Source organism: Clostridium drakei (genome assembly GCF_000633595.2).
GTDB lineage: Bacteria > Bacillota > Clostridia > Clostridiales > Clostridiaceae > Clostridium_AM > Clostridium_AM drakei.
This window is the reverse complement of record NZ_JIBU02000022.1, coordinates 49,194-70,880: the sequence shown is the minus strand read 5'-3', so window position 1 is coordinate 70,880 and position 21,687 is coordinate 49,194. Positions and strand designations below refer to the sequence as shown.

General features: G+C 27.0%; 21 protein-coding genes. 11 read left to right on the top strand and 10 right to left on the bottom strand.

Going from position 1 to position 21,687, the window contains the following annotated elements; genetic code table 11:
- Positions 1–145: 145 nt before the first annotated feature.
- Complete coding sequence (locus EG57_RS0211740; RefSeq protein WP_032077405.1) at positions 146–1,003, top strand: SDR family oxidoreductase; 858 nt, start codon at positions 146–148, stop codon at positions 1,001–1,003.
- 98 nt (positions 1,004–1,101) lie between these two features.
- Here the strand turns inward: EG57_RS0211740 and EG57_RS25855 are convergent, their stop codons facing one another.
- Positions 1,102–1,260 carry a DUF1540 domain-containing protein gene (locus EG57_RS25855; RefSeq protein WP_082085029.1) on the bottom strand — a complete coding sequence of 53 codons (159 nt, stop codon included), beginning with the start codon at positions 1,258–1,260 and terminating at the stop codon, positions 1,102–1,104.
- A 314-nt stretch (positions 1,261–1,574) separates the two neighbouring features.
- Here EG57_RS25855 and EG57_RS0211735 point away from each other — a divergent pair, with 314 nt between their 5' ends.
- From EG57_RS0211735 to fdhD, 3 genes are read left to right on the top strand one after another with little or no spacing between them, the layout of a single operon-like run.
- The gene (locus EG57_RS0211735) at positions 1,575–2,726 is read left to right on the top strand and encodes a sensor histidine kinase (RefSeq protein WP_032077404.1); all 1,152 of its coding nucleotides are present in this window, start codon (positions 1,575–1,577) and stop codon (positions 2,724–2,726) included.
- A 17-nt stretch (positions 2,727–2,743) separates the two neighbouring features.
- The gene (locus EG57_RS0211730; protein ID WP_032077403.1) at positions 2,744–3,406 is read left to right on the top strand and encodes a response regulator transcription factor; all 663 of its coding nucleotides are present in this window, start codon (positions 2,744–2,746) and stop codon (positions 3,404–3,406) included.
- Positions 3,407–3,431: 25 nt separating this feature from the next.
- The gene (gene fdhD, locus EG57_RS0211725; protein ID WP_032077402.1) at positions 3,432–4,220 is read left to right on the top strand and encodes a formate dehydrogenase accessory sulfurtransferase FdhD; all 789 of its coding nucleotides are present in this window, start codon (positions 3,432–3,434) and stop codon (positions 4,218–4,220) included.
- Between the two features lies 1 nt (position 4,221).
- Here the strand turns inward: fdhD and EG57_RS0211720 are convergent, their stop codons facing one another.
- From EG57_RS0211720 to EG57_RS0211700, 5 genes are all read right to left on the bottom strand, one after another.
- Complete coding sequence (locus tag EG57_RS0211720) at positions 4,222–4,980, bottom strand: YibE/F family protein (RefSeq protein WP_032077401.1); 759 nt, start codon at positions 4,978–4,980, stop codon at positions 4,222–4,224.
- 4 nt (positions 4,981–4,984) lie between these two features.
- Positions 4,985–6,112, bottom strand: a complete 1,128-nt coding sequence (locus EG57_RS0211715; RefSeq protein WP_032077400.1) for a YibE/F family protein — start codon at positions 6,110–6,112, stop codon at positions 4,985–4,987.
- Between the two features lie 152 nt (positions 6,113–6,264).
- A complete protein-coding gene (locus tag EG57_RS0211710; protein WP_242859842.1) occupies positions 6,265–6,831 on the bottom strand; it encodes a hypothetical protein in 567 nt (188 codons plus the stop codon).
- A gap of 248 nt (positions 6,832–7,079) precedes the next feature.
- Entirely contained in the window at positions 7,080–8,057 is a 978-nt protein-coding gene (locus tag EG57_RS0211705; protein WP_200880550.1) for a TRM11 family SAM-dependent methyltransferase, read from the bottom strand.
- 244 nt (positions 8,058–8,301) lie between these two features.
- The gene (locus tag EG57_RS0211700) at positions 8,302–8,625 is read right to left on the bottom strand and encodes a hypothetical protein (RefSeq protein WP_029163389.1); all 324 of its coding nucleotides are present in this window, start codon (positions 8,623–8,625) and stop codon (positions 8,302–8,304) included.
- A gap of 286 nt (positions 8,626–8,911) precedes the next feature.
- Here EG57_RS0211700 and EG57_RS0211695 point away from each other — a divergent pair, with 286 nt between their 5' ends.
- The gene (locus EG57_RS0211695) at positions 8,912–9,082 is read left to right on the top strand and encodes a hypothetical protein (protein WP_032077398.1); all 171 of its coding nucleotides are present in this window, start codon (positions 8,912–8,914) and stop codon (positions 9,080–9,082) included.
- A 92-nt stretch (positions 9,083–9,174) separates the two neighbouring features.
- Positions 9,175–11,208: a methyl-accepting chemotaxis protein gene (locus tag EG57_RS0211690; RefSeq protein ID WP_032077397.1), complete on the top strand. Its 2,034-nt coding sequence runs from the start codon at positions 9,175–9,177 to the stop codon at positions 11,206–11,208.
- 138 nt (positions 11,209–11,346) lie between these two features.
- Here the strand turns inward: EG57_RS0211690 and EG57_RS0211685 are convergent, their stop codons facing one another.
- Both EG57_RS0211685 and EG57_RS0211680 read right to left on the bottom strand, forming a co-directional pair.
- Positions 11,347–11,784, bottom strand: coding sequence for a hypothetical protein (locus tag EG57_RS0211685; protein WP_032077396.1), 438 nt, complete (start codon positions 11,782–11,784; stop codon positions 11,347–11,349).
- Positions 11,785–11,918: 134 nt separating this feature from the next.
- Positions 11,919–12,566: a PspA/IM30 family protein gene (locus EG57_RS0211680; RefSeq protein WP_032077395.1), complete on the bottom strand. Its 648-nt coding sequence runs from the start codon at positions 12,564–12,566 to the stop codon at positions 11,919–11,921.
- 376 nt (positions 12,567–12,942) lie between these two features.
- On the opposite strand from EG57_RS0211680, the gene EG57_RS0211675 reads away from it, so the two are divergent.
- From EG57_RS0211675 to EG57_RS0211660, 4 genes are all read left to right on the top strand, one after another.
- A complete protein-coding gene (locus EG57_RS0211675) occupies positions 12,943–13,476 on the top strand; it encodes a sigma-70 family RNA polymerase sigma factor (RefSeq protein WP_032077394.1) in 534 nt (177 codons plus the stop codon).
- Positions 13,477–14,712 (top strand): DUF4179 domain-containing protein, encoded by a 1,236-nt coding sequence (locus tag EG57_RS0211670; RefSeq protein ID WP_032077393.1) that lies wholly within the window; start codon positions 13,477–13,479, stop codon positions 14,710–14,712.
- Between the two features lie 18 nt (positions 14,713–14,730).
- A complete protein-coding gene (locus EG57_RS0211665) occupies positions 14,731–15,738 on the top strand; it encodes a phosphodiester glycosidase family protein (protein WP_029163396.1) in 1,008 nt (335 codons plus the stop codon).
- 110 nt (positions 15,739–15,848) lie between these two features.
- Positions 15,849–16,931: an eIF2A-related protein gene (locus EG57_RS0211660; protein ID WP_032077392.1), complete on the top strand. Its 1,083-nt coding sequence runs from the start codon at positions 15,849–15,851 to the stop codon at positions 16,929–16,931.
- Positions 16,932–17,024: 93 nt separating this feature from the next.
- Here EG57_RS0211660 and EG57_RS0211655 read toward each other — a convergent pair whose 3' ends face one another.
- The gene (locus tag EG57_RS0211655; RefSeq protein WP_032077391.1) at positions 17,025–18,350 is read right to left on the bottom strand and encodes a glycosyl hydrolase family 18 protein; all 1,326 of its coding nucleotides are present in this window, start codon (positions 18,348–18,350) and stop codon (positions 17,025–17,027) included.
- Between the two features lie 851 nt (positions 18,351–19,201).
- Here EG57_RS0211655 and EG57_RS0211650 point away from each other — a divergent pair.
- A complete protein-coding gene (locus tag EG57_RS0211650; protein WP_032077390.1) occupies positions 19,202–20,335 on the top strand; it encodes an acyltransferase in 1,134 nt (377 codons plus the stop codon).
- A 198-nt stretch (positions 20,336–20,533) separates the two neighbouring features.
- Here the strand turns inward: EG57_RS0211650 and EG57_RS0211645 are convergent, their stop codons facing one another.
- Complete coding sequence (locus tag EG57_RS0211645; RefSeq protein WP_032077389.1) at positions 20,534–21,676, bottom strand: toxic anion resistance protein; 1,143 nt, start codon at positions 21,674–21,676, stop codon at positions 20,534–20,536.
- Positions 21,677–21,687 lie beyond the last annotated feature (11 nt).

The window sequence follows — 21,687 nt, the reverse complement described above, 5'->3', positions numbered from 1 at the left end:
AATTATATAATGAGATTTTCAATTTATGATTAGTATAATATATAGAAAAACTTTTTTCAATTTATATAATAAATAATAAAGATTTTAATGAGTAATAATAGATATTAAGAAGAAATATTATTTTAAATGAAAGGAAGATAAAAGTATGGATTTCCCAAAAACAATACCTCCTCAGAAGCAGGATAAACAACCAGGATTAGAGTCGCTTATGAATCCAAAACCAATTTATGATAACATTAATTACCAAGGAGCAAATAAATTAAGTAATAAAATTGCATTAATTACGGGAGGGGACAGTGGAATTGGTAAAGCTGTAGCAGTTGCATATGCTAAGGAAGGTGCAGATATAGTCATAGTATATTTTGATGAACATGAGGATGCTAAAGAAACTCAAAAAATAATACAGGAAAAAGGAAGAAAATGTATGATCATATCAGGAGATATAGGAGATGAAAGTCTTTGTATAAAAGCTGTAGAAAATGTAATAAAAGAATTTGGAAAGATAGATATACTTGTAAATAATGCAGCAGAGCAGCATCCTCAAAATAGTATAGAAGACATTACAAGTGAACAGCTTGAAAAAACATTTAAAACTAATTTTTTTGGAATGTTTTATATGACAAAGGCAGTAATGCCTCACTTGAAAAATGGAAGTATAATTATTAATACATCTTCTATTACAGCATATAAAGGTGATAAAATTTTGATAGATTATTCTGCAACGAAAGGAGCTGTAACTTCCTTTACCAGGTCAATGGCACTTTCGCTAGCAAGTAGGAATATAAGAGTAAATTCGGTAGCACCAGGACCAGTTTGGACACCTCTTATTCCAGCTTCATTTACTGCAGATCAAGTTGGCAAATTTGGTACTGATACGGAAATGTGTAGACCAGGTCAGCCTGTGGAGATAGCTCAAGCTTATGTGTTTCTAGCTTGTGAAGATTCAAGTTTTGTTTCTGGTGAAACTCTACATATAAATGGTGGAAAAATGGTTACTTCATAAATTAAAATGTATTGAGATGAATTTATAAAGAAGTGTTGAAATAGAAAAGATGAGGAGCTGTATTGTTATTACAACATCATCATCTTTTTTATTTTTAATTATTGTCTTTTAAAGCTGCCACAATCTGTACACTCAGTACTTGTTGCAGTATTTTCATGTTTAGTAACTTGAATTTTGTCTAAAGTGCAATAATCCTCAGTTCTAGCATGAAATTTACATTCGGAAACAATACAACCGATACAATTATTTTTTTCCATAATAATACCTCCAAAATTTATTTTTTAAAATTCTACGATATTATTATGTGATATTAATTTATATATATTCATGGTATTTTTTTTAGTTAATTGTAATAAAAAAATATTATGTTTTTTATTATATAGTATTAAATATAAAAGAATATATTTTTCAAAATTAGAGATTTATAGTTTTAATAATTGAGAGATTATCTTCTATATAAAATATTCCATAACTTAACTATAATGCTATAATATAATTAAAAAGTGTAGTTAGTTGTTTAAAATAACCAAAATGAAATTTTTAAATTAAATTAAGTGAGGTCGTATAAAAAATGTACATATTGAGAAAATCTGTGGTAGTTTTTAAATATTTATTTTTAGTACTTGTATTTGTTGATATTCATCATGGATTTAATAAAAAAATTTCAATTATGATACTATTATTTTTGTTTAGTACAGTTATAATGATTAATGATTATGTAAGAAATAAAATATTAAATAAAAATTCCAAGTATAAGTATGTGTCATTAGTTTTTACTATTTGTGGAGCAGCAGTGCTAAAATATTTTGTAAGAGGTTTAGGAGCAAGTGGATATATATTCTTTTCTTTGGCTGAACTTTTTGGAGTAAAAGGAAAATTGTTAAAAATTTTTTTCTTGATCCATGGAACTTCATTTTTTATAGTATCTATTTTAAATATAGGTATTCCCAATACTATAGACAAGCTATCAAATGTGGGAATGAGCATAGTAAGTTATTTTGCTGTGGCTAGTATAATATATTCTATAAAAATGATTCAAGTGGAGAAAGAAGAAACAAAGCAATTAAATGAGAAATTAAAATTAGCAAACATAAAACTTCAAGAATATTCTCTTAGAGTTGAAGATTTAACTATTTCCAAAGAAAGAAGAAGAGTTGCTCAGGAATTACATGATTCTCTAGGACATTCGCTTATGGCATTAACTATGCATTTGGAATTTGCAAAGAAAGTTATAGATTCTAAACCTGATAAGGTTAAGGTAGTATTGGAAAAATCAGAGAAGATTGCAAAGGATAGTGTTAATGATTTGCGAAAAGCTGTTAATGCTCTTAAAGAAGAAAGGGAAATAGAACATCTTAATGAAGCTATAAAAAATCTTATTGATAACTTTGAGATAGCTGGTGGAGTAAAAATTAATTTTAATGAAGATATGAGCATGGATAATTTAGATATTAATATTAAAAATTCAATATATAAAACTATAAGAGAAGCTTTAACAAATAGTATAAAGCATGGAAAGTCAACTGAAATTAATATAAACATGATAAAAAGTAATGAGGGGATAAACTTAATAATAAGTAATAATGGAGTTGGATGTGATAAAATTATAAAGTCTAACGGATTAAATGGAATTGAAAATAGAATAGGTTTACTGAATGGAAGAGTAAGTTATTTTAGTGGAAAAAATTCAGGATTTAGTATAGAAGCCAATATTCCAATATAATAGGAGTGTGACAAGTTATGATAAATATATTACTAGTTGATGATCAGGAAATTGTAAGAGAAGGAATTAAAATGATTTTGAGCTTGGATGAAGAAATAAATATCATAGGAGAAGCTGAAAATGGAAGAGAATTAATGTCATTTTTAGAAAAGCAAATACCAGATGTCATTCTTATGGATGTTAGAATGCCTGTGGTGGATGGAGTAGAGGCCACTAAACTTGTTAAGGAAAAATATAAAGATGTAAAAGTAATTATTTTAACTACTTTTACTGAGGATGAGTACATATTTAAAGGAATTAAAAATGGAGCAGATGGATATATATTAAAGGATGCTGGTTCAGAAGATATAATAAAGGCAATAAAAACTGCTTATAGTGGTAATATACTTCTTAATCCTGAAGTAGCAGCAAAAATAATTAAGGCATATAAGTCTATAAGTACTGAAAAACAAAACCTTGATAAATACAAAGTACAAAAGTATAAATTAAACTTGCTTACCAAGAGAGAAATGGATGTAGCAAAATTAGTAGCTGAAGGTAAAAGTAATAAAGATATTTGCAAAGTTCTTTTTTTATCAGAAGGTACAGTTAAAAATTATATTACAAAAATATTTGAAAAGCTTAAATTAAATAGTAGAACGGAATTAGCTGTTTTTATTAGTCAAATACAACTATATTAAAAAAATTTTTAAGGGAGATAGATTTATGGACAAGTTATTAGAATGTAAGGTTGTAAAAATTGAAAATGGTGAAAGTAGTTACATTAGTGAATTAGTAGTAAGTGAATATCCTCTAACAATTTTGCTTAATGGAAAAAAGATAGCCACTCTTCTTTGCAGTCCTGAAAAACTTAAAGAGTTAACTTTAGGATTTTTGTCGACAGAAGGTATTATAGAAAGATTGGAAGATATAAAATATTTTAAACTAGATGACGTGAAAGCTTTAGTTGAAGTGGAGACTTTTGATAAAAGTGTTTTTAGAAAAAACTTTTATTCAAAAAAGATTGAATTAGAAAATTTAGAAGATAATAGTTTAAAAGATTTTAAAAATTTTTTACAGTGTATAGATTGCACACCAGTAGTTAGTAAAATAACTTTAAAAGCAAATAAGGTCTTGGAATTTATGAAAAAAAATCTTAATTTTTCTGAAAACTTTAAAAAAACAGGAGGCTTACATTGTGTTGCTCTTAGTGATGTGGAAGATATTATTATTATTTCAGAGGATGTAGCGCGTCATAATGCATTAGATAAAGTGATAGGAGAAGGGCTTTTAAAGAAAGTTTTTCTTAAGGATAAAATCTTAATACTTAGTGGCAGAGTATCTCTGGAAATGCTTTTAAAAGCAGGCAAACTTCAAATACCAGTTATTATATCCAAATCTGCGCCAACTAGCTTATCTGTTGCTTTAGCAAAAAAGCTTAATATTACATTAGTGGGGTTTGTAAGAGAAAATAAAATGAATATATATTCTGGTGAAGAAAGAATTATATATTAAGTTAAGATTTTGGCTTTAAATATAATATATTTGCTGTAATTAGAGAAGTAACGGGTATTATGAGTATAATGCCTATTCCACCACATAATATTTGAAAAACTTCTGAACAAAATACTTTTGCATTTATTATAGATGACATTGAATAATGGAGTTCATTAAAATAAATAATTAATGTCATAAATCCTCCAATATATGCAAAAAGTAATGTATTTGTCATAGTTCCTAAAATATCTTTTCCAATATTCATTCCAGATTTCAATATAGAAGATTTGCTTATTGATGGATCATGTTTATACATTTCATACATGAAAGAAGATATAGAAATAGATACATCAATTATTGCACCTAATAATCCAATTAAAACTTGGCATATAACTATTTGTGAAAAGTTCAATTGTACATAAAGAGATAGTGCTGAAATTGTTTCTGATTGTTCTACACCAAAACCTTGTATTTTTGCGTTGTTTCCTATGTCATATGTAATAAGCATGGTTATAAATATAACTAAGGTAACTGAAAAAAGGGACGAAACGGTCTTTTTATTCAACCCATTAATATAAAATAAAGTAACATAAGTAATGGTTATACATCCCACAAAGGTTATTTTAATTGGATCCATTTTAGCAGCAATGAGTATAAGCATAAAAAACAAAATTGAGAAGTTAAAAATTAATGTGAAAAATGATTTTATTCCTCTTTTGCCACCTATTATCACCATTAAAGCAAACAATATAATTAATAGTACTATTGATACATTCATAGCTTTAAAATACTCCAATCTTATGATTTTTAAAAAGTATTACGGATATGTAAATAGTAATAGGTATACTTAAAATGATTCCTATACTTCCAGTAAGTGCACGTACAAATTCAAGGGAAAGATTTATACTTATAATATAAAAAATTGAAAAACCATTTTTCAGCAAAAGCAGTATAAGTGGAATGCTGCCACTAATATATGCAAAAACTAGCGTATTTGTCATGGTTCCCATAATATCTTTTCCGATTTCTTTACCCGAGTTAATAAGAACTTTACTTTCAATATTTGGGTTTTTATCACATAATTCTTTTATAGAAGAGGAAATAGAAATTGCAATATCCATTATTGAACCCAAAGTACCTATAAGAATTTCAATATAAAATATTTGTTCTGGTGGATGAGTAAGAAATTCCATTTCTTCAAATTTAATTCCGTTCCAATGATTTAATTGTATTACAAGAACAGCTATCAACATTGACAAAAGGGTTCCTGATATTGTTCCAAGTACAGCAGAAAGAGTTTTTTTATTTATTCCACATACAATTGATATGGATAAAATAACAAACAATAAACTGGCTATTATAGAAATAAATATGAGATTGTAGCCATGTATAAACAATTTAATTATAATGCAAAAAATTATAATGTTAATAATTACGCTGGCTAAAGAACGAAATCCTTTAAAACCACCTACTAACAAAATTAAAAATATAAATATAGATGTAATATATACAACATATTTATCTCTTTTAAGATTAAGTATCTTTCCAGAAATTATTTTATTATTTGTATCTTGTTGTGTTGATATAAAAACCTCGTCACCAACCTTTAAATTTAAATTATTGACTCCAGAATAGGAAGATGAATTTTCTAATTCAATTTCCTGTCCTTTGAAGTTTCCATTCATAATTATTGATTTAATTTGTTGTTTTTTTATTTGTTCTATATCGCCATTAATATTGGTGACTTTAGATGGAGTTTCTCTTATATATATTATTTTTGCTATAGTTTTGTCATAATAGTTTTCATTGTTTGATATAAAACAGTAAATAATGCCACAAATAAGTATTAATGATATAGCAACTATGGAAGTAAATTTATTTTTCTTTAATAATGATAGTATTTTTTCCATAATTTAAGTAACTCCTTTTTACTCAAAGTCTGCTCTTGTTGGTATTTTTGTTTAAAGAATATTTTGTATAATAATATTATGAGCTGCAATTTAAAATTGAAGCCCATTACTTTGATTTTAATAATAACACATTGAAATAAGTACGTAAATTATTATAGTTCTTTACCATCAGCTTCGGAAAGTTCAGATAATAAGGAGCTTTTTAAATTAGATTTTCTGTTATCTAAAGTGTTAAGATTTATATGTTTTATAATCATATCATCATCGGTATTCATTATAAAATCATGTAAATAAATCCTTCCATCTGAAGTATTTGCTACAGCATAATTTTCACTATGGCTTTTAAAGTAAACCCAAGTATAACCATTATTAATTACTTTGTCTAAATCTTCCTTATCAATTATAGCCTTTGATTTTTTTCTGCCATATTTATCTCTTAATATAACAGCAGCAGTTTCTTGGTCTAATAATTCATAATCATTAACATTATTATTTTGATCATATATAGATATGTTACATCTTCTATTGTCTAACGTATCTCCATTGGCATGTCTAATAGGAGCTTTAGTGTGTGCACCTAAAATGAATGAATGTAAGGTCTGCTTTTCACCATGTTTTTTACCATTTATAGAAGGAGAAACTATAGTTTGAACTAAATAGTTATTAAATTCCTTGTTCCATTCAGCAAACCAAGTTCCTTTATCTAAAACTGCTTTCAAATCATCAGCATCTATTTTAGTATCAATAATTGAACCGTCTTTTTTTACTAGTTTTACATATGCAATGTTTCCTTTTATTTCATATTCATTAATTTTTGTTTCATATTTATTTTTTATAATAGAACACCTCTTTCGTTTTTTATAGATTTTATGATAAAAATTTTTAATACCTACTATTATACCATATATAAGCTCTTATAGAATATATTTTATAAGTTATTACAATTTGATAACTTTATATATTGAACTTACTGGCATATAGTTATATGCCTTTTAAATTTACCTTTAGAAACAAAACATTTATAAGAAATATTAAAACCAGATGAAAGAATATATTTATCCATATTTTCAAAAGTAATAATTATCATTTTATTTGATATTTTACGAGCAGTTTTTATTATGGCTACTTGTTCTTCAAGTGTAGTTGATGAAAATAGACCATAAGGTAAATCTATAATTGATACATCAAAGTTATCTTTTATATCATGCATATTACCAGTAGTAATTACATTTTTATAGCAAAAGTACTTTAGATTTTTCTTCGCATTTGCAGCAATCATAGGATTTATTTCCCAACCTTTGATATTAATTCCCAAGGACAGAGCTTCTATAATAACTGTTCCAATACCACAGCAAGGATCAACTAATTTATAATCTAGTTTATTGCAAACAGCAAGATTTACTATTGCTCTTGCAATTCTTGAACTAAGCGCATTAGAATATGAATATGGCTTTCGGTTATGAAGCTTCCATTCTGGATCATTTTTTTCATACTTTCCGAACAGCCATTTTTCATTTACTTTTGTTATACCAAAAAGTAATTTAGGATTTTTCATTTCAGCTTCTCCTATTATATTTTGACCAATTTCATATTCTATTTTACGCCTACTTTCATAACTAAGGGTTTCATCACCATAATTCACATAGGAAACTTTGAAATTTTCATATGCTAGGTTATTTACTGTAATTTTATGAATTATATCTTCTAAAGATTTCCCAGTATACATTACGGATATAGATCCTTTTATAAATGGACTTCTAGATGTGGTAATGTAGTGATAAGAAAAAAAATATTTTTTATTTGGAACCTTATTGAAAAGACATTTCATTTCCATTTTGCACAAACTTTCTTCATCTTGAGCAAAATTAATTATATAAAAGTATGGTTTAATTTTATTGTTGAGATTTACCTTTGGTTTCATATCCATAGGCATTAATTTAAACATAAGCACACCTCTTGTGATAAAAGGGTAACTTGTTATTATTAAACAAATTACCCTTAATATTAATTAATATTAATATTAATCTTCATTATCTCTTAAGTCAATTATTCATAATATATTATAATATGGAAATTTATAAAGTAAATAAGAAAATTAAAATTTTATTGTAAGCCTTGAAAATTGCAAAATAAAATATAAATAAATGAAAGAAATCCCCTTAAATTTGAGGATTTTTCCATTTAACATATTAAATTCCTTTGATTTTACCTTTTAGTGCTTTTATACGGTCATTTACATAGCTAATAAGTTTTCTTTTATCATTTTTTACGCTGTTAGGAGCATTAGAAACTATAGTAATAATATCTAATTTACTTCCTTTTACTTCTTTAGCAACTTCATAGCCTAAGTAAACATTTTTTACCTTCCAATAGGCATTGTTAAACTCATCTGCTTGTTGTTTAGTATAATATCCTTTTTCAATACCAAATTGGAATAAATCAGCGGCTGCTTCTAATTCGTCTAAATTTTCGGCTTCTAAAGTTTCATTAACGAGACTTTGAAATGTTTTCATTATAGCCTCCCCCTTTTAAGTTATATAATAATATTTTAAGCTTACAATATGGCACATATACTGGTATATTTTGGGTTAGGTGCCATTAATATTTCGAAGTTACATAAAATTATAAGTTTTTTTACAAATAAAGTTATAAACAGGGTAACAAGTATTCATGTTATCATATTTTAAGCAAAAAAACCATAATATTGTGTTTTTTTTTATATATTTGTTATTATATATATATTACCAAGTTAAAATGTAAATAAAAAGTTTTATTTTAATATATATGGAGATGAAATATATGACTATAGAAAAGGTACAGTGTAAAAAATGTAAATATTATTATATTACATGGGATAAGAATTTCCCATATGGATGTAAGCTATTCAACGTGAAATCAAAACAAATGCCTTCCGTTATTGTTTATCAATCTATTGGAAAGCAATGTGAAAATTATTGTAATAATTTATAAAATAAACTAATTTGTTCATATACCTTAAGTATTTTTTTAAAGTGTACGAGAATAGGATTAAATAATGTTTATTTATGGGAGGAGTTGTTTTTATGTCTATAAAGAAGAAAATACCCTTTTTAATTGCAATAATAGTTATTGTTTTAATGGTTGTAACTACTATTTTTATTGGCAATAGGTCAAGTAGTATAATAGGAAACAAAACTAATACTGAAATACAACAGATATGTGATCGTTCAGCTGAAACTGTAAGTTCAATAATTGAAAAAGAAAAGTTGGCAGTTAGAATTTATTCAGAAAAAAATGTAGTTAGAAATTTACTTAAGGTAAATAAGGATACTCCAAATAGTGAGGATTTTAATAAGCAGCAACAGGATATGAATCTAGCACTACAAGATTATGTGAAAGAAACTAAAAATCTTGAGCATGTATTTATAGTGGATACCAAAGGAAATATAATTGCAGATAGTGATAAGGATTATCTTGGAAAAAATTTAAATGATAGATCTTATAATAAGCCAAGCTTGGAAGGTAAAGGTTCAATAAGCGAAGTAATTATGTCAAAAGTAACTAACAATCCTATAGTGGTTTTTACTAATACAGTTAAATTAAACAATGAAATTCTAGGATATGTAGGTACAGCTGTATATGGCAGTAGTTTTTCAAAGTATTTAGATAAGGCTAAAGTAAGTGAGTTTTCATCCAGTTATGCATTTTTAATGGATTACAAAGGAAATATGATTTATCATCCTACTAAGGATAAAATAGGAAAAATCACAGAAACTCCTGAAATAAAAGCTATAGCTGATAAACTAAATAAAGGGGAAACTGTAAAGGGAAGTATACTTAAATATAGTTTCAAAAATCAAGATAAAATATCAGGATATCAGGTTATACCTGAAACAAATTGGGTTATGGTAACAACTAGTGATAAATCTGAAGTATTAAAGGATGTTAGAGGTATGACTAGTATCATAATCAGTATATCTATTTTTCTTTCAATTATAGCTATAGGAATAGGTTATGGATTTTCATTAAGGATTACTAAGCCTATTGTTGAAATAGTTAATCTCATAGATAAGACAGCTAATTTAGACTTGGAGAATGTTGAAGAGTTTGATAAGCTCTATAAGTATAATGATGAAGTAGGAATAATGGCTCGTTCTATAGGAAATATGAGAAAAGTTTTGAGAGAAATGGTTGAAAACATAACATCAGCTTCAGCTGCAATAAGTTCAAATGCAGAATTGGTAGATAAGCTGACTATTGAGTTAAAGAGCTATGCTGAAAAAACAGCAGAGGAAAGCGAAAATCTTTCAGCAGGTATGGAAGAAAATGCAGCTACTGTAGAAGAGGTTTCAGCTTCTTCTGATGAAATGGGAAATGCAGTACAGTCTATGGCTGAAAAAGCTGCAGGTGGTTCTGCTAATGCTAACGATATTGCTGGAAGAGCCGAAAGATTAAAAAATGCTGCATTTGGCTCTAACAAAACGGCTAATGAAATATATATGTCAGTAAAAAATGATTTGGAAAAAGCTATTGAAAATTCTAAGTCTATTGAAAAGATAAATTTATTGTCTGCTGATATACTTGATATTACTGAACAAACCAATTTATTGGCTCTTAATGCATCTATAGAAGCAGCTAGGGCTGGTGAATCAGGAAAAGGCTTTGCTGTGGTAGCGGATGAGGTTGGTAAATTAGCTGAAGAATCTGCAACTACAGCTAACAACATCCAGAATGTAGTTGGTCAAGTTGTAGAAGCAGTACAAAATTTGTCAAATAATTCATCAAAACTTCTTAAGTTTATTAATGAAACTGTTTTAGATGATTATAGTAACTTGGTGAAAACTGGAGAAGAATATAATAATGATGCAGAAACAGTAAATAATTTTATGAGTGATTTTAGCGCTGTTGCAGAAGAATTAAGTTCATCTATTGCAGGTATAACTACTGCTATAGGGGAAGTAGCTAACACTGTAAGTGATGGTGCTAGAGGTGTTACAGAAATAGCTAGCAAGGCAGCTGGTATAAATGAAAAGCTTGGCGATATAAAATCTACATCAGAGGATAATAAACAAAGTGCTGATAAGTTGCAACAAATTGTATCTAAATTTAAGATTTGATTCTAAAATCAATTATTTTGTGATTAGTTAAAAATTCATGTAAATAAATAAGCTGTTGCACTAATGATAAATAATACAATATATTGTATGTAAATTCGTTAGTGCAACAGCTATTTTGCATTAAAATGGAATTTATATTTATAATAAACTTAATGCTAGTTTTTTTAATGATTCTATTTTACTTTTATAGTCAACACAAGTTATATCATAAGTATCTTTTACCTTTTTAAAATAGTCTAAAAAATCTTGTTGTTTATCTTTGCTTATGTTAAATTCACAAGCCAACTTGTTTAAGAATTCTATTTCTTTAGAACCATAAGATCCATCTGATATGGCAACACCGACCAATTCAAAATATATTATATTCTTAATTCTGTCTGTAGAAGCTTTCAGTTCACTTATTGATTCTTGAAAAGATAAGCTTTTTATATTTTCATTAGTTAATGAAAGTTCTTTCATATAATCAGCTATTAAGTTTTTTTCATTTTCAGCCAAAATTTCATCTGCATTAGCTAAAAGTTGAACAAGATTAATAAACACAACAGATTCTTTCTTATTAAATTCTTCTAAAAACATATGAGTACCTCCTATAAAAAATGATTATTAACTCAATATTACAATATAATGGATAAATTGTGAATATATTATTTAGAATATTTGTAATTTCTAATTAAATTAAATATTCATAAGGAGTTGATACTCCTTATGAATTATTTTTGATATTTTTTTAATTCTTCATCTAAATTTACTTCATTCAATTTTTCAAATTCCTTATCTAAAGAATTATCTTCTCTTAAGTCATTTAAACCCTCTGCTAAAGCTTCTTTTTTCTCAATCTTTCTTTCGATATCATCTAAATTTATTTTATTACTTCCAGTATCTACATTTGATAAAATTTCATTAACCTTTTTACTAGCTTCTGCATTGTTATATCTCGCGGCAGCTTCATCTCTATAGGTTCTAGTCTTTTGAATTTCCTCTTCTAGTTCTTTTAATTTTTTCTTAATAGATTCACCTTTTTTAAAGGCATCTTCATAGCTCAATTTTAATGAATCATAAGATTTATCAGCTTCAATTTTTTTGGCTAAGGCTTTTTTTGCTAATTCTTCATTACCCTTGCTCATGGCAAGTTTTACTTTTTCATCAAATTCCTCAGAAGTTTTCTTAGCAGTATCCATTTTTTTCTCTATTTCATGAACATTTCCTAAAATTTGTGCAGATGAAATCTTGGCTTTATTTAAACTTTCATCCATGTCTCTTAATTTTTGGTCTAAAAGTTCAATTGGATTTTCTATATCGTCCAATGCACCATTAACCTTTGCTCTAAAAATGTTGTTGATTTTTTTTAATATTCCCATGAAAATTCCTCCTAAAATTACAATTTAAATAATTTTTTAATTTTAAATTATAAACTTATTATATAGTTACTCATACCTTTTAACAAACTTTAAAATATCTCTTTTTAAGTGGTAATAAACTTTATATTGACCTTAAGCTCCTAATATCTTCAAAAATCTTAAAGTTTTGATCTTATGGTAGAATTAAATAACACATTATGAACTATATTATTTATTTGTTATGTGATTAGGATAGTGACAAAATAAAATATAATTGATATAGTACAATATGATATACTGACATTATTAAAAAAGTATGTTTGAAGTGTAACTTTTTATATAGTAAGATTGTCTAATTTATATGGTCTTTGTATTATCCAATTAAAGAGGTGAAAAGATGAATGATATTGATACAGTGATTAAAGCTCAAAAAGGGGATGATATAGCTTTTAGTGAATTAATAGAGTGTCATAAAGAAAATCTTTATAAAATAGCCTTTGCTTATTTAAAAAATGAAGAAGAAGCTTTAGATATTGTAAGCGATACCATATATAAAGTTTATATGGATATAAATAAATTAAAAAATCCAAAATTTTTTAAAACTTGGATTACAAGAATATTAATAAATAATTCTATAAATAGTTTAAAGAAGAATAGGAGAGTTATTTTAATTGATGAATACGAAAAAATTGAAAATTTTAGCATTAGTAATTTAGATCTAGAAACAGATATACCTAAATGTATTGATCTTTATAATGCTATTGATAGTTTAAATATAAAATCAAAAACTATAATTATTTTAAAGTATTTTCAAGATATGACTATTTCTGAAATATCTAATACGCTTGAAATTCCTGAGGGAACTGTAAAAGTCTATATACACAGAGCTTTAAAAAAATTAAGAATTCAGTTGAGGGAGGAGTTTGTTTAGATGGATTTTAAACCTAAGAATGGTTTTGAACAAATAAAAGTTTCAGAAAAACTTGATGATGTAGTAGCAAAAGCTATTAAAAAAGCGAAAAAAGATAAGAAAAAAAATATAATTAAAACAAAATTAATTAAATATACATTGGCAGCAGCATCAATATCTATTATATTTATGACTAGTGTTAAATTTATACCAGTTTTTGCTGAAGCTATAAATAATGTAACTATTGGACAAGCAATAACTCGCGAACTTCAGTATTACTATGATAAAAATATAGGGAATGCAGTAAAAGAAGGGGCATCTCAATGTATAGATGAATCAAAAATAAATAAAAATATAAAAGTTACTATAAACAATATAGTTGGTGATGATAAAAATTTGTTTATATTCTATACTTTAAATGGCAAAATAAATAAAGAAGAGCTTAAAAATCTTCTTTTACAAAATTTTAAAATAACTGATAATGATGATAATCTACTTTTAGATAGTACTTCTAATTATTATTCCAAACTTCCCGCTAAACTAGATCATAAGGATGGGGATTATTTATTGACATATAATAAGAAATATAGCTGTGTAGTTGCCTCACTTGGTAACAGTTTTAAAAATTATTCGAAAAGTGGAGAAAGCTATGGTTGCATAGAATTGTCAAGTATTAATGGAAGTAAGATACCAAATGAATTGAATTTAGAATTTTTAAGTTTAACTGAGGCTTATAAGATGAGTTATTCAAAAAATAAGTATGAAGATTTTTTTTCAAATTTTAAGAGAGAACCAATAAGTATATCTGGTCAGTGGAAATTTGATATAAATGCTTATCAAAGTTTAAAATATAAAAAACCTGAAGTGTATAACAATATTAAATTCAGGGAAAATAGCACAGATTTTAATATAAAAGCTTTAAAAATATATCCTACACATATTGAAATGAGAATAGAGTTGGGGAAAAATACCATAAATTCAGCACAGTGTTATTCAATAGGACGTCAAATAATAAAAAATGAAAAAATAGATAATAGTAAGTTACCTTATTTAATTGATGAGAAAGGTAATAAATATTTATTTGCAGATAATGATTTAGAAGAAATGGATTCTGATAACTGTTTAAATATGAATTTTCAAAGTTCTTATTTTAGAGATTCCAAGGAACTTTATTTAGTAATAAATCAGCTTAATTATGATAATGATTCACAACAATTTTCGAAAGATATAGAAAGCACAAAGATAAAAATAAAGTAGGAAATGAGGAATATTTTAATGGCAAAACATGAACGTAAACATAAGCATAATGAGCAAAAACATAAATTTTCATTTAAAAAATTTATAGCATTTATTCTCTATATAATCTTTTTTATAGCAATTACTTCACCATTTTACGTATTGTATGGGCCTTTTCAAAATGTAAAAAAGACTTTAGTGGGAATGGTATGGGGCTCAAGACATAGATACTTGGTGGAGATGGTTTTATCAAAGGATAAAATACAGTCGCTGGTTGGCAATACCAAAAGTACTGATACAAAAGCTGATGAAGATATTGATAAAATCAATGTACAGCATAAAAATGATACAGAGATAATTAAATATGAAATAAGTGATAAAAAATTTGATGGTTATCTTTTAGAAATAAAAGATCCTACTAGAATAAAAATTGCATATACTAAGTATTCAGATAGAGGACAAAAAACTAGTGAAATGGCTAAAGAAAGAAATGCTGTTGCTGCTGTTAATGGTGGTTCTTTTGTTGATAAAAATTATGCTGGAGTTGGTTCAACTCCAGGAGGTTTTGTTATTTCTAATGGACAAGTAATATATAAAGACTGCGATGAGGATACCCCATCAAATGTAATAGCTTTCACAAAAGAAGGAAAATTAATAGTAGGTGATCATAGTATAAATGAACTTAAAGCACATAATGTAACTGAGGCAGTATGTTTCTTAGCTCCTACGCTTATTATAGATGGTAAGAAGCAAATAGATGATCCTCAATGTGATGGAGCTAATCCAAGAACAGCAGTAGGTCAAAAAGCTGATGGTACAGTTTTGCTTTTAGTTACAGATGGTAGAAAAAGTTTAGTAAAGCTTGGAGCAAGTCTCTATGATTTACAGAGAATATTATATGATCATGGTGCAATTAATGCAGGAAGGTTAGATGGAGGATACTCAAGTACAATGTATTATGAAGGTGAGGTAATCAATAGTCCAAATGAATGGGATGGAGAAAGAACAGTTCCTACAGCTTTGTATGTGGAACCAGAAAAGCAATAAATTAAGTAAATCATTATTTGAAATATATATTGAATAATAAGAGAATTGAATATGAATTTTACTGTATATTAAAATATATAGTTATATGATTGTATAGGAGTTGTAATATTATGAATTTGTTAAAAAAACTGTTAATTTGGAGCATAATTGCAGCAATAATTGAATCAGGGATGTTCTTTTATTTGGATAAAGCTTATTCTAGAACATCCTCAGATTATAAGGAAACAAAAAGTACTACAAAATCAGAGAAAAAAACATATAATGAAGTCAAAATTCCTGAAAATGCAGAAGATATTCAAGTTTCATTTGATGGAAAGTATATATCATATTGTGAAAATAAGGAATTAAAGATAGTTAATACTCAGGATGAAAAAATTCAAAGTGTAGAGACTAAGGAAAATGCATCTATTTGTTATTTTAAATGGATGCCAGATAGTAATTGGATCTTAATTTGTGAAAAGGATAGTAGAGATAGAATAAATTTTTATAATTACAATCCTATTAAAAATAGTAAGAATCAATTAACAGATCACGATATGAAGCCACTTATAATTGAATTGGACAGCAAAAATGATAAAATAGAGAATATTACATTGTCTACAGCAAGTCATGTAATGTATACAAAAGTTTTACACAAAAGTGGTAAAAGTGATATTTACAGGAGCAATGTTATGAATCAGATTGAAAAAATTAAAACTCCTAATAATGAAATAGGTAATATTTCAATATTAAATCTTGCTTCTGATTTAGTTTATGAAGATAGGGAAGAAGAAGAAATTAAAAATGTAATTGTAACTATAGTTAAAAATAAAAAAGGTGATGAAAAAACATCAACTAATATTTCTAGTATGGATTTTGAGGATAATGGTAAGAAGGTTTTACTAGGTACTGATACTCAAGACAAAGTGTATATAGGAATTTCACAAAGTGGTAAGATAAGCAGTATATTGTTTGGAGATTTGAAAAACTCTACATCTGAGTGGAAAAATTTAAAGTTACCAGAGATAACAGACAAAAGCAATATAGTTATAACTAACAGTGGTAATATATATATAAAAAATCAATCGAAAAATTCTGTTAAAAATGCAGTAACTAATGCAGAAACACAATATACCGGAAACTTTATAGAAATACAAGATAAATATATATATGCACTTTCTAATGGTAAAGTAACTAGAATTGCACTTAAATAGTAATCTATAAAAAAACACTATCAACTTTATTGAATTCAATAAGTGTGATAGTGTTTTTGGCTATGTTTATTTAAACCAAAAATATTTTATTATCTAATTTACGAGTTTTGTTTTTATAGTTGTCCAATAATCCGTATTTTCTAAACCTAATCTCCAAATTGCAATACCTAAAATATTGCTACTATTTACTAAATCTAATTTGTATGAAAGGCTTGTACTATTTTCAAACCATACAACATGTTTTATACCACTAGCGTCTGTATAATTAAAGTAAGGACTTTGTGAAACTGAATCCCACAGTATTTGCGCACCATAATTTGAAGCTAGATTATAAACTCCATTAATACTATATGCTTTAGTTCCATTTGATGACCAATCGTAGCCATAAGCTGCACAACCAAGTAGAATTTTATTTGCAGGAATTACTGTGGATGCGTAGTTTATAACATTTTTAACCCAGTTTATTGAGGCAATTGCTCCTGGTGAGCCGCCTGGATAATGTTCATCGTATGCCATTAAAACTACCTGATCGGAGTAATTTGCTATTTTAGCGTAATCAAAAGCTCCAGTCCAGGAATCAGTAGTGCTGTCATAGGTTTTAGCTGGTACAGAAATTGTAACTGCAAAACCTTGTGGGTGTAGTGTATTATAAAGTTCACTCATAAAAGTAGTGAAGTAACTTCTATCATAGTAGTAAACTCCTTCTAAGTCCACATTAACTCCTTTGTATGAATTAGCTTTTAAAGCATTCAATATGTTATTAATCAAGGTTTGTCTATTAGTTGAACTTTCTAATAATGTTTTAGCTATACTGCCATCGAAATTATTTGTTATCATGGCATAAGGTTTAATGTTATTACTATTAGCATATGATGTTTGACTTGATGGAATTATACCGCTAATGTTTCCTAGGCCATCTGTAGTAAAGGTATCTGTTGCAATTTCATTTATCATAGTAGAATTATTTACCATAGAATTATAGGATGAGCTGTCACCAGAATAATAGTAAGTTGCAAAGCCTAAAACTATTTTACTAGAAGAAGGTACAACTATTTGACTAGTGGTAGCACTTACGTGAGTTGAATCAGCAGAAGTGCCATAAGAGTTATATGCTCTTACAAAATACCAGTACTTAGTTGAAGCACTTAATCCTGTATTTTTGTAAGTATTAGAAGTTAGTGTAGCTATTTGAGTATAATTAGAATCATAGTTAGTTGCTCTAAACAACTTATAGCCTGAAGCACCTGATACAGTATTCCAAGTTAAACTAATTTCAGAAGAAGTTATATTTGTTACTGCAAGACCAGTAGGTGCTGAAGGTGGTGGTTGTGATGATCGAGGCTTTGCTAAAACAATGCTGAAATTAAAAATTGTTAAGAATAGGGCTAAGACTAGTGAAAATACCTTTTTTTGTTTCATTTTCATATACCTCCATTGTTTTCTAATTTGTTATACTAATTTTATTATCGAAAAATGTAAAATTAAATTAAACGGTAATGTTTACCAAGGAAAACTTCTGGAGGTCAAAAGAATTTTAAAGCCTTTAGGAAAAATAATAATAAAAAAAGAGAAGGATCATCAATGTAGTATATTTACTATATTGATGATCCTTCAACTTTTTAGCTGAAATTCATTTTTAAAATTTCAGTGAATCAATAAAGAATATAACAATCTACCTTGCACAATTAGAGATAGTTTATCACCTTATTATGATATTGCCACCATAATAAAGCAAATCACAACCCATAATCATGGTTCGTTCAACCAAACAGAATACTTACTCAACCCTATACAACCTTTCGGCTGTATAGGATCGAAAGGAATAAAGTAAAATTTACAAACTATAGTTAACACCATAATAATGTTATTTTATTTAATCCATCGGCACCCTGAGTGATCTTAACTCGACCTTATAGAATAAATTGGAATCTCATTATAATCAATTGATCGATGTCGACTATAATAAAACTTTTCTCCACCCTATAAAATCTTCCCTCTGACTGTATAACAGCCATTTTGACCATTATATAATCGTTGGTCGACCTATATACACCCAGTTTAATGAGCATATATAAGTCTTCGCTCAACTGTTATGTCCCTTATGCTATTAATATGTGCAGTTTTTTTGAAAAAATACAAGGAAAAAAGAGGAAATTTATTAAATTAAATGTAAAAATTATTTTAAAAGTGCAATGTTTTATGATGCTTTTTAGAAGCTTGTGCTATAATGCAATATGGACAAACAGTTAAATTAGGCAGGGGGAAATGACTTGAAAAATGATAGATTAAAGGAATTAGATGTTTTAAGAGCTTTTGCTTTTATCTTTGTAGTAGAACAACATACTATGGGTGGGTATTTTAATATAAAAGGTATCAGTTATTTTTACTATGAAATATTTAAATTTATGTATACTTTAGCAAAGCCAGCAGTGGCAACTTTTCTTTGTATTAGTGGAATAGTAATTTCTTATTCATCTATAAAAAAATTTGTAATAAAAAAATATTATATAAAAAAAGCAGTATACATATTTATACCATATGTATTATGGTCAATTGTATATATGCACTATTTTAAGAAAAATATTAATATTCCTGATTTATGTATGCAGGTATTATCAGGAGATGCTGGTTATCATTTATGGTATATGGGAATGGCAGTGAGATTATTTATATACCTACCGTTGATTTTATGGATTTTAAAAAAAGTACATGTTCAAAATTTTATTTTAAGGTTTTTTGTTTTTGTTAGTATAACTTTATCATATTATGAAGTATCAAAATATGAAAATGTAATTTCAGATAAGGTAATACATTTTATATTCAATAATCCAACAGCAGTTCAAATGAAAATTATAAATATATCACCTTTTTTCTGGTTTTTATATTTTGTAATGGGAATATATATAGCATTGAATTATGAGGTTTTTAAAAGAACAGTTTTAAAATTTAAAGTTTTAATAATTATAATATACATAGGTTTATTTACATATGCATATTTAGATGAGATGAATATGGTACCATTTGTCAGATCAATATATTTGCTTTATTTTGTTTTTTCTATTTTGGCTTGGTATATAATTTCTGTTATGCTATCTAATAGAGCTGTAATATATAGTATATTTAATTTCTTTGGAAAGTATTCCTTTGGAAGCTATTTATCCCATGTTTTATTGATTCAATCAATCTTAAAGATAATAATGTTTAAATATGGCATAAGAGATTGGTTAGCCGTAGGAACAGTTTTATGGATTTCTTCCTGTATAGTAAATACTATTTTAATCAAAGCTATTAGTCATATTCCTTATGGATACTTTATAACAGGAAATAAAGAAAAATCTTATATAGAAATGATTAAAAGTATAAATATTAAAAGAGTGGTTCAAACTGTTAAAAGTAGTTTTTAGGATTTAGAGCTCAAATAATATCTAAAGATAAATTAAAAAAACTAAATATAAAAAAGGTCATTTTAATGGTATATTTACCATTAAGATGACCTCTTGATTTTAAATATGAGTATTTTGAGTAGAAAACAATCTTAGCCTTGCTAGTTATAATTTACAAATGTAAGCTAAAGTTAAACATATAAAAAGATGATTCATTATCTATCTAAGCTTTAAAAGCCTATTTTTTAATTGTTCTTCAATGCTTTGTAATTCTGCTTCAGCTTCTTTGCGCTTTTGGCGTCCTTCTGTTTGTATACGAAGTACTTCATCAAGAGTAGAAATTAATGATTCATTTGTTTGACGAAGAGTATCGATATCAACAATTCCACGTTCAGCTTCTTTGGCTACTTCTATAGTTGACATTTTAAGTGTTTCTGCATTCTTACGTAGAAGTTCATTTGTCATATTGGTTACTTCGTTTTGAACCTTAGCTGCATTACTAGAATGAGCAACTCCAAGAGCTAATACTATCTGACTCTTCCATAGTGGAATTGTATTAACAATGGTAGATTGTATTTTTTCAGACATTAAAGAATCATTATTTTGAACTAAGCGAATTTGTGGAGCCATTTGAAGAGAAATCATTCTGGTCAGTTCAAGATCATGAATCTTTTTCTCAAAGCGGTTACAAAGAGATACAAAATCATTTGTTGCTTGTGCATCTTCAGGAAGTCCGCTAATTCTTGCTCTTTCTGCTAGTATAGGAAGTTCTTCTTTTTCTAGCTTTGAAAGCTTCTTTCTTCCAGCTAAAATGTACATGCAAAGTTCCTTAAAGTATACCTTATTTATTTCATACATTTTATCAAGCATAGCAATGTCTTTTAAAAGTTGTATTTGATGTTTTTCAAGAGTATTACAAATTTTATTTATATTTCCCTCAACTTTGTCATATTTTGCTTTCATGTGATCAATTTTTTCTGAAGTTTTTTTGAAAAAACTAAAAAATCCTTTTTTTTCTTCTGAAGTATCGAAATTTTTTAGTTCAACTACCACATTAGAAAGCATGTCGCCTATTTCTCCTAAGTCCTTAGTTTTTACGTTATTTAAGGCAGTTTCAGAAAAATCTGCAATCTTTTTTTGAGCACCTACTCCATATTGAAGGATTGAATTTGTATTACTTATATCGATTTTATCAACAAATTCATCAACTAATTTTTTTTCTTCTTCTGTTAAATAGCTATCATCAAGAACATCTGGTTGATTATTTTCCTCTTTTACTTTAGTAATTGGAAGCTCATCTTGAAAAGGCTCAAAGTTTAAGCTTGGTTTCATATCAACATTTTCCTTAAATTCATTATTCAATTTTAATTTAC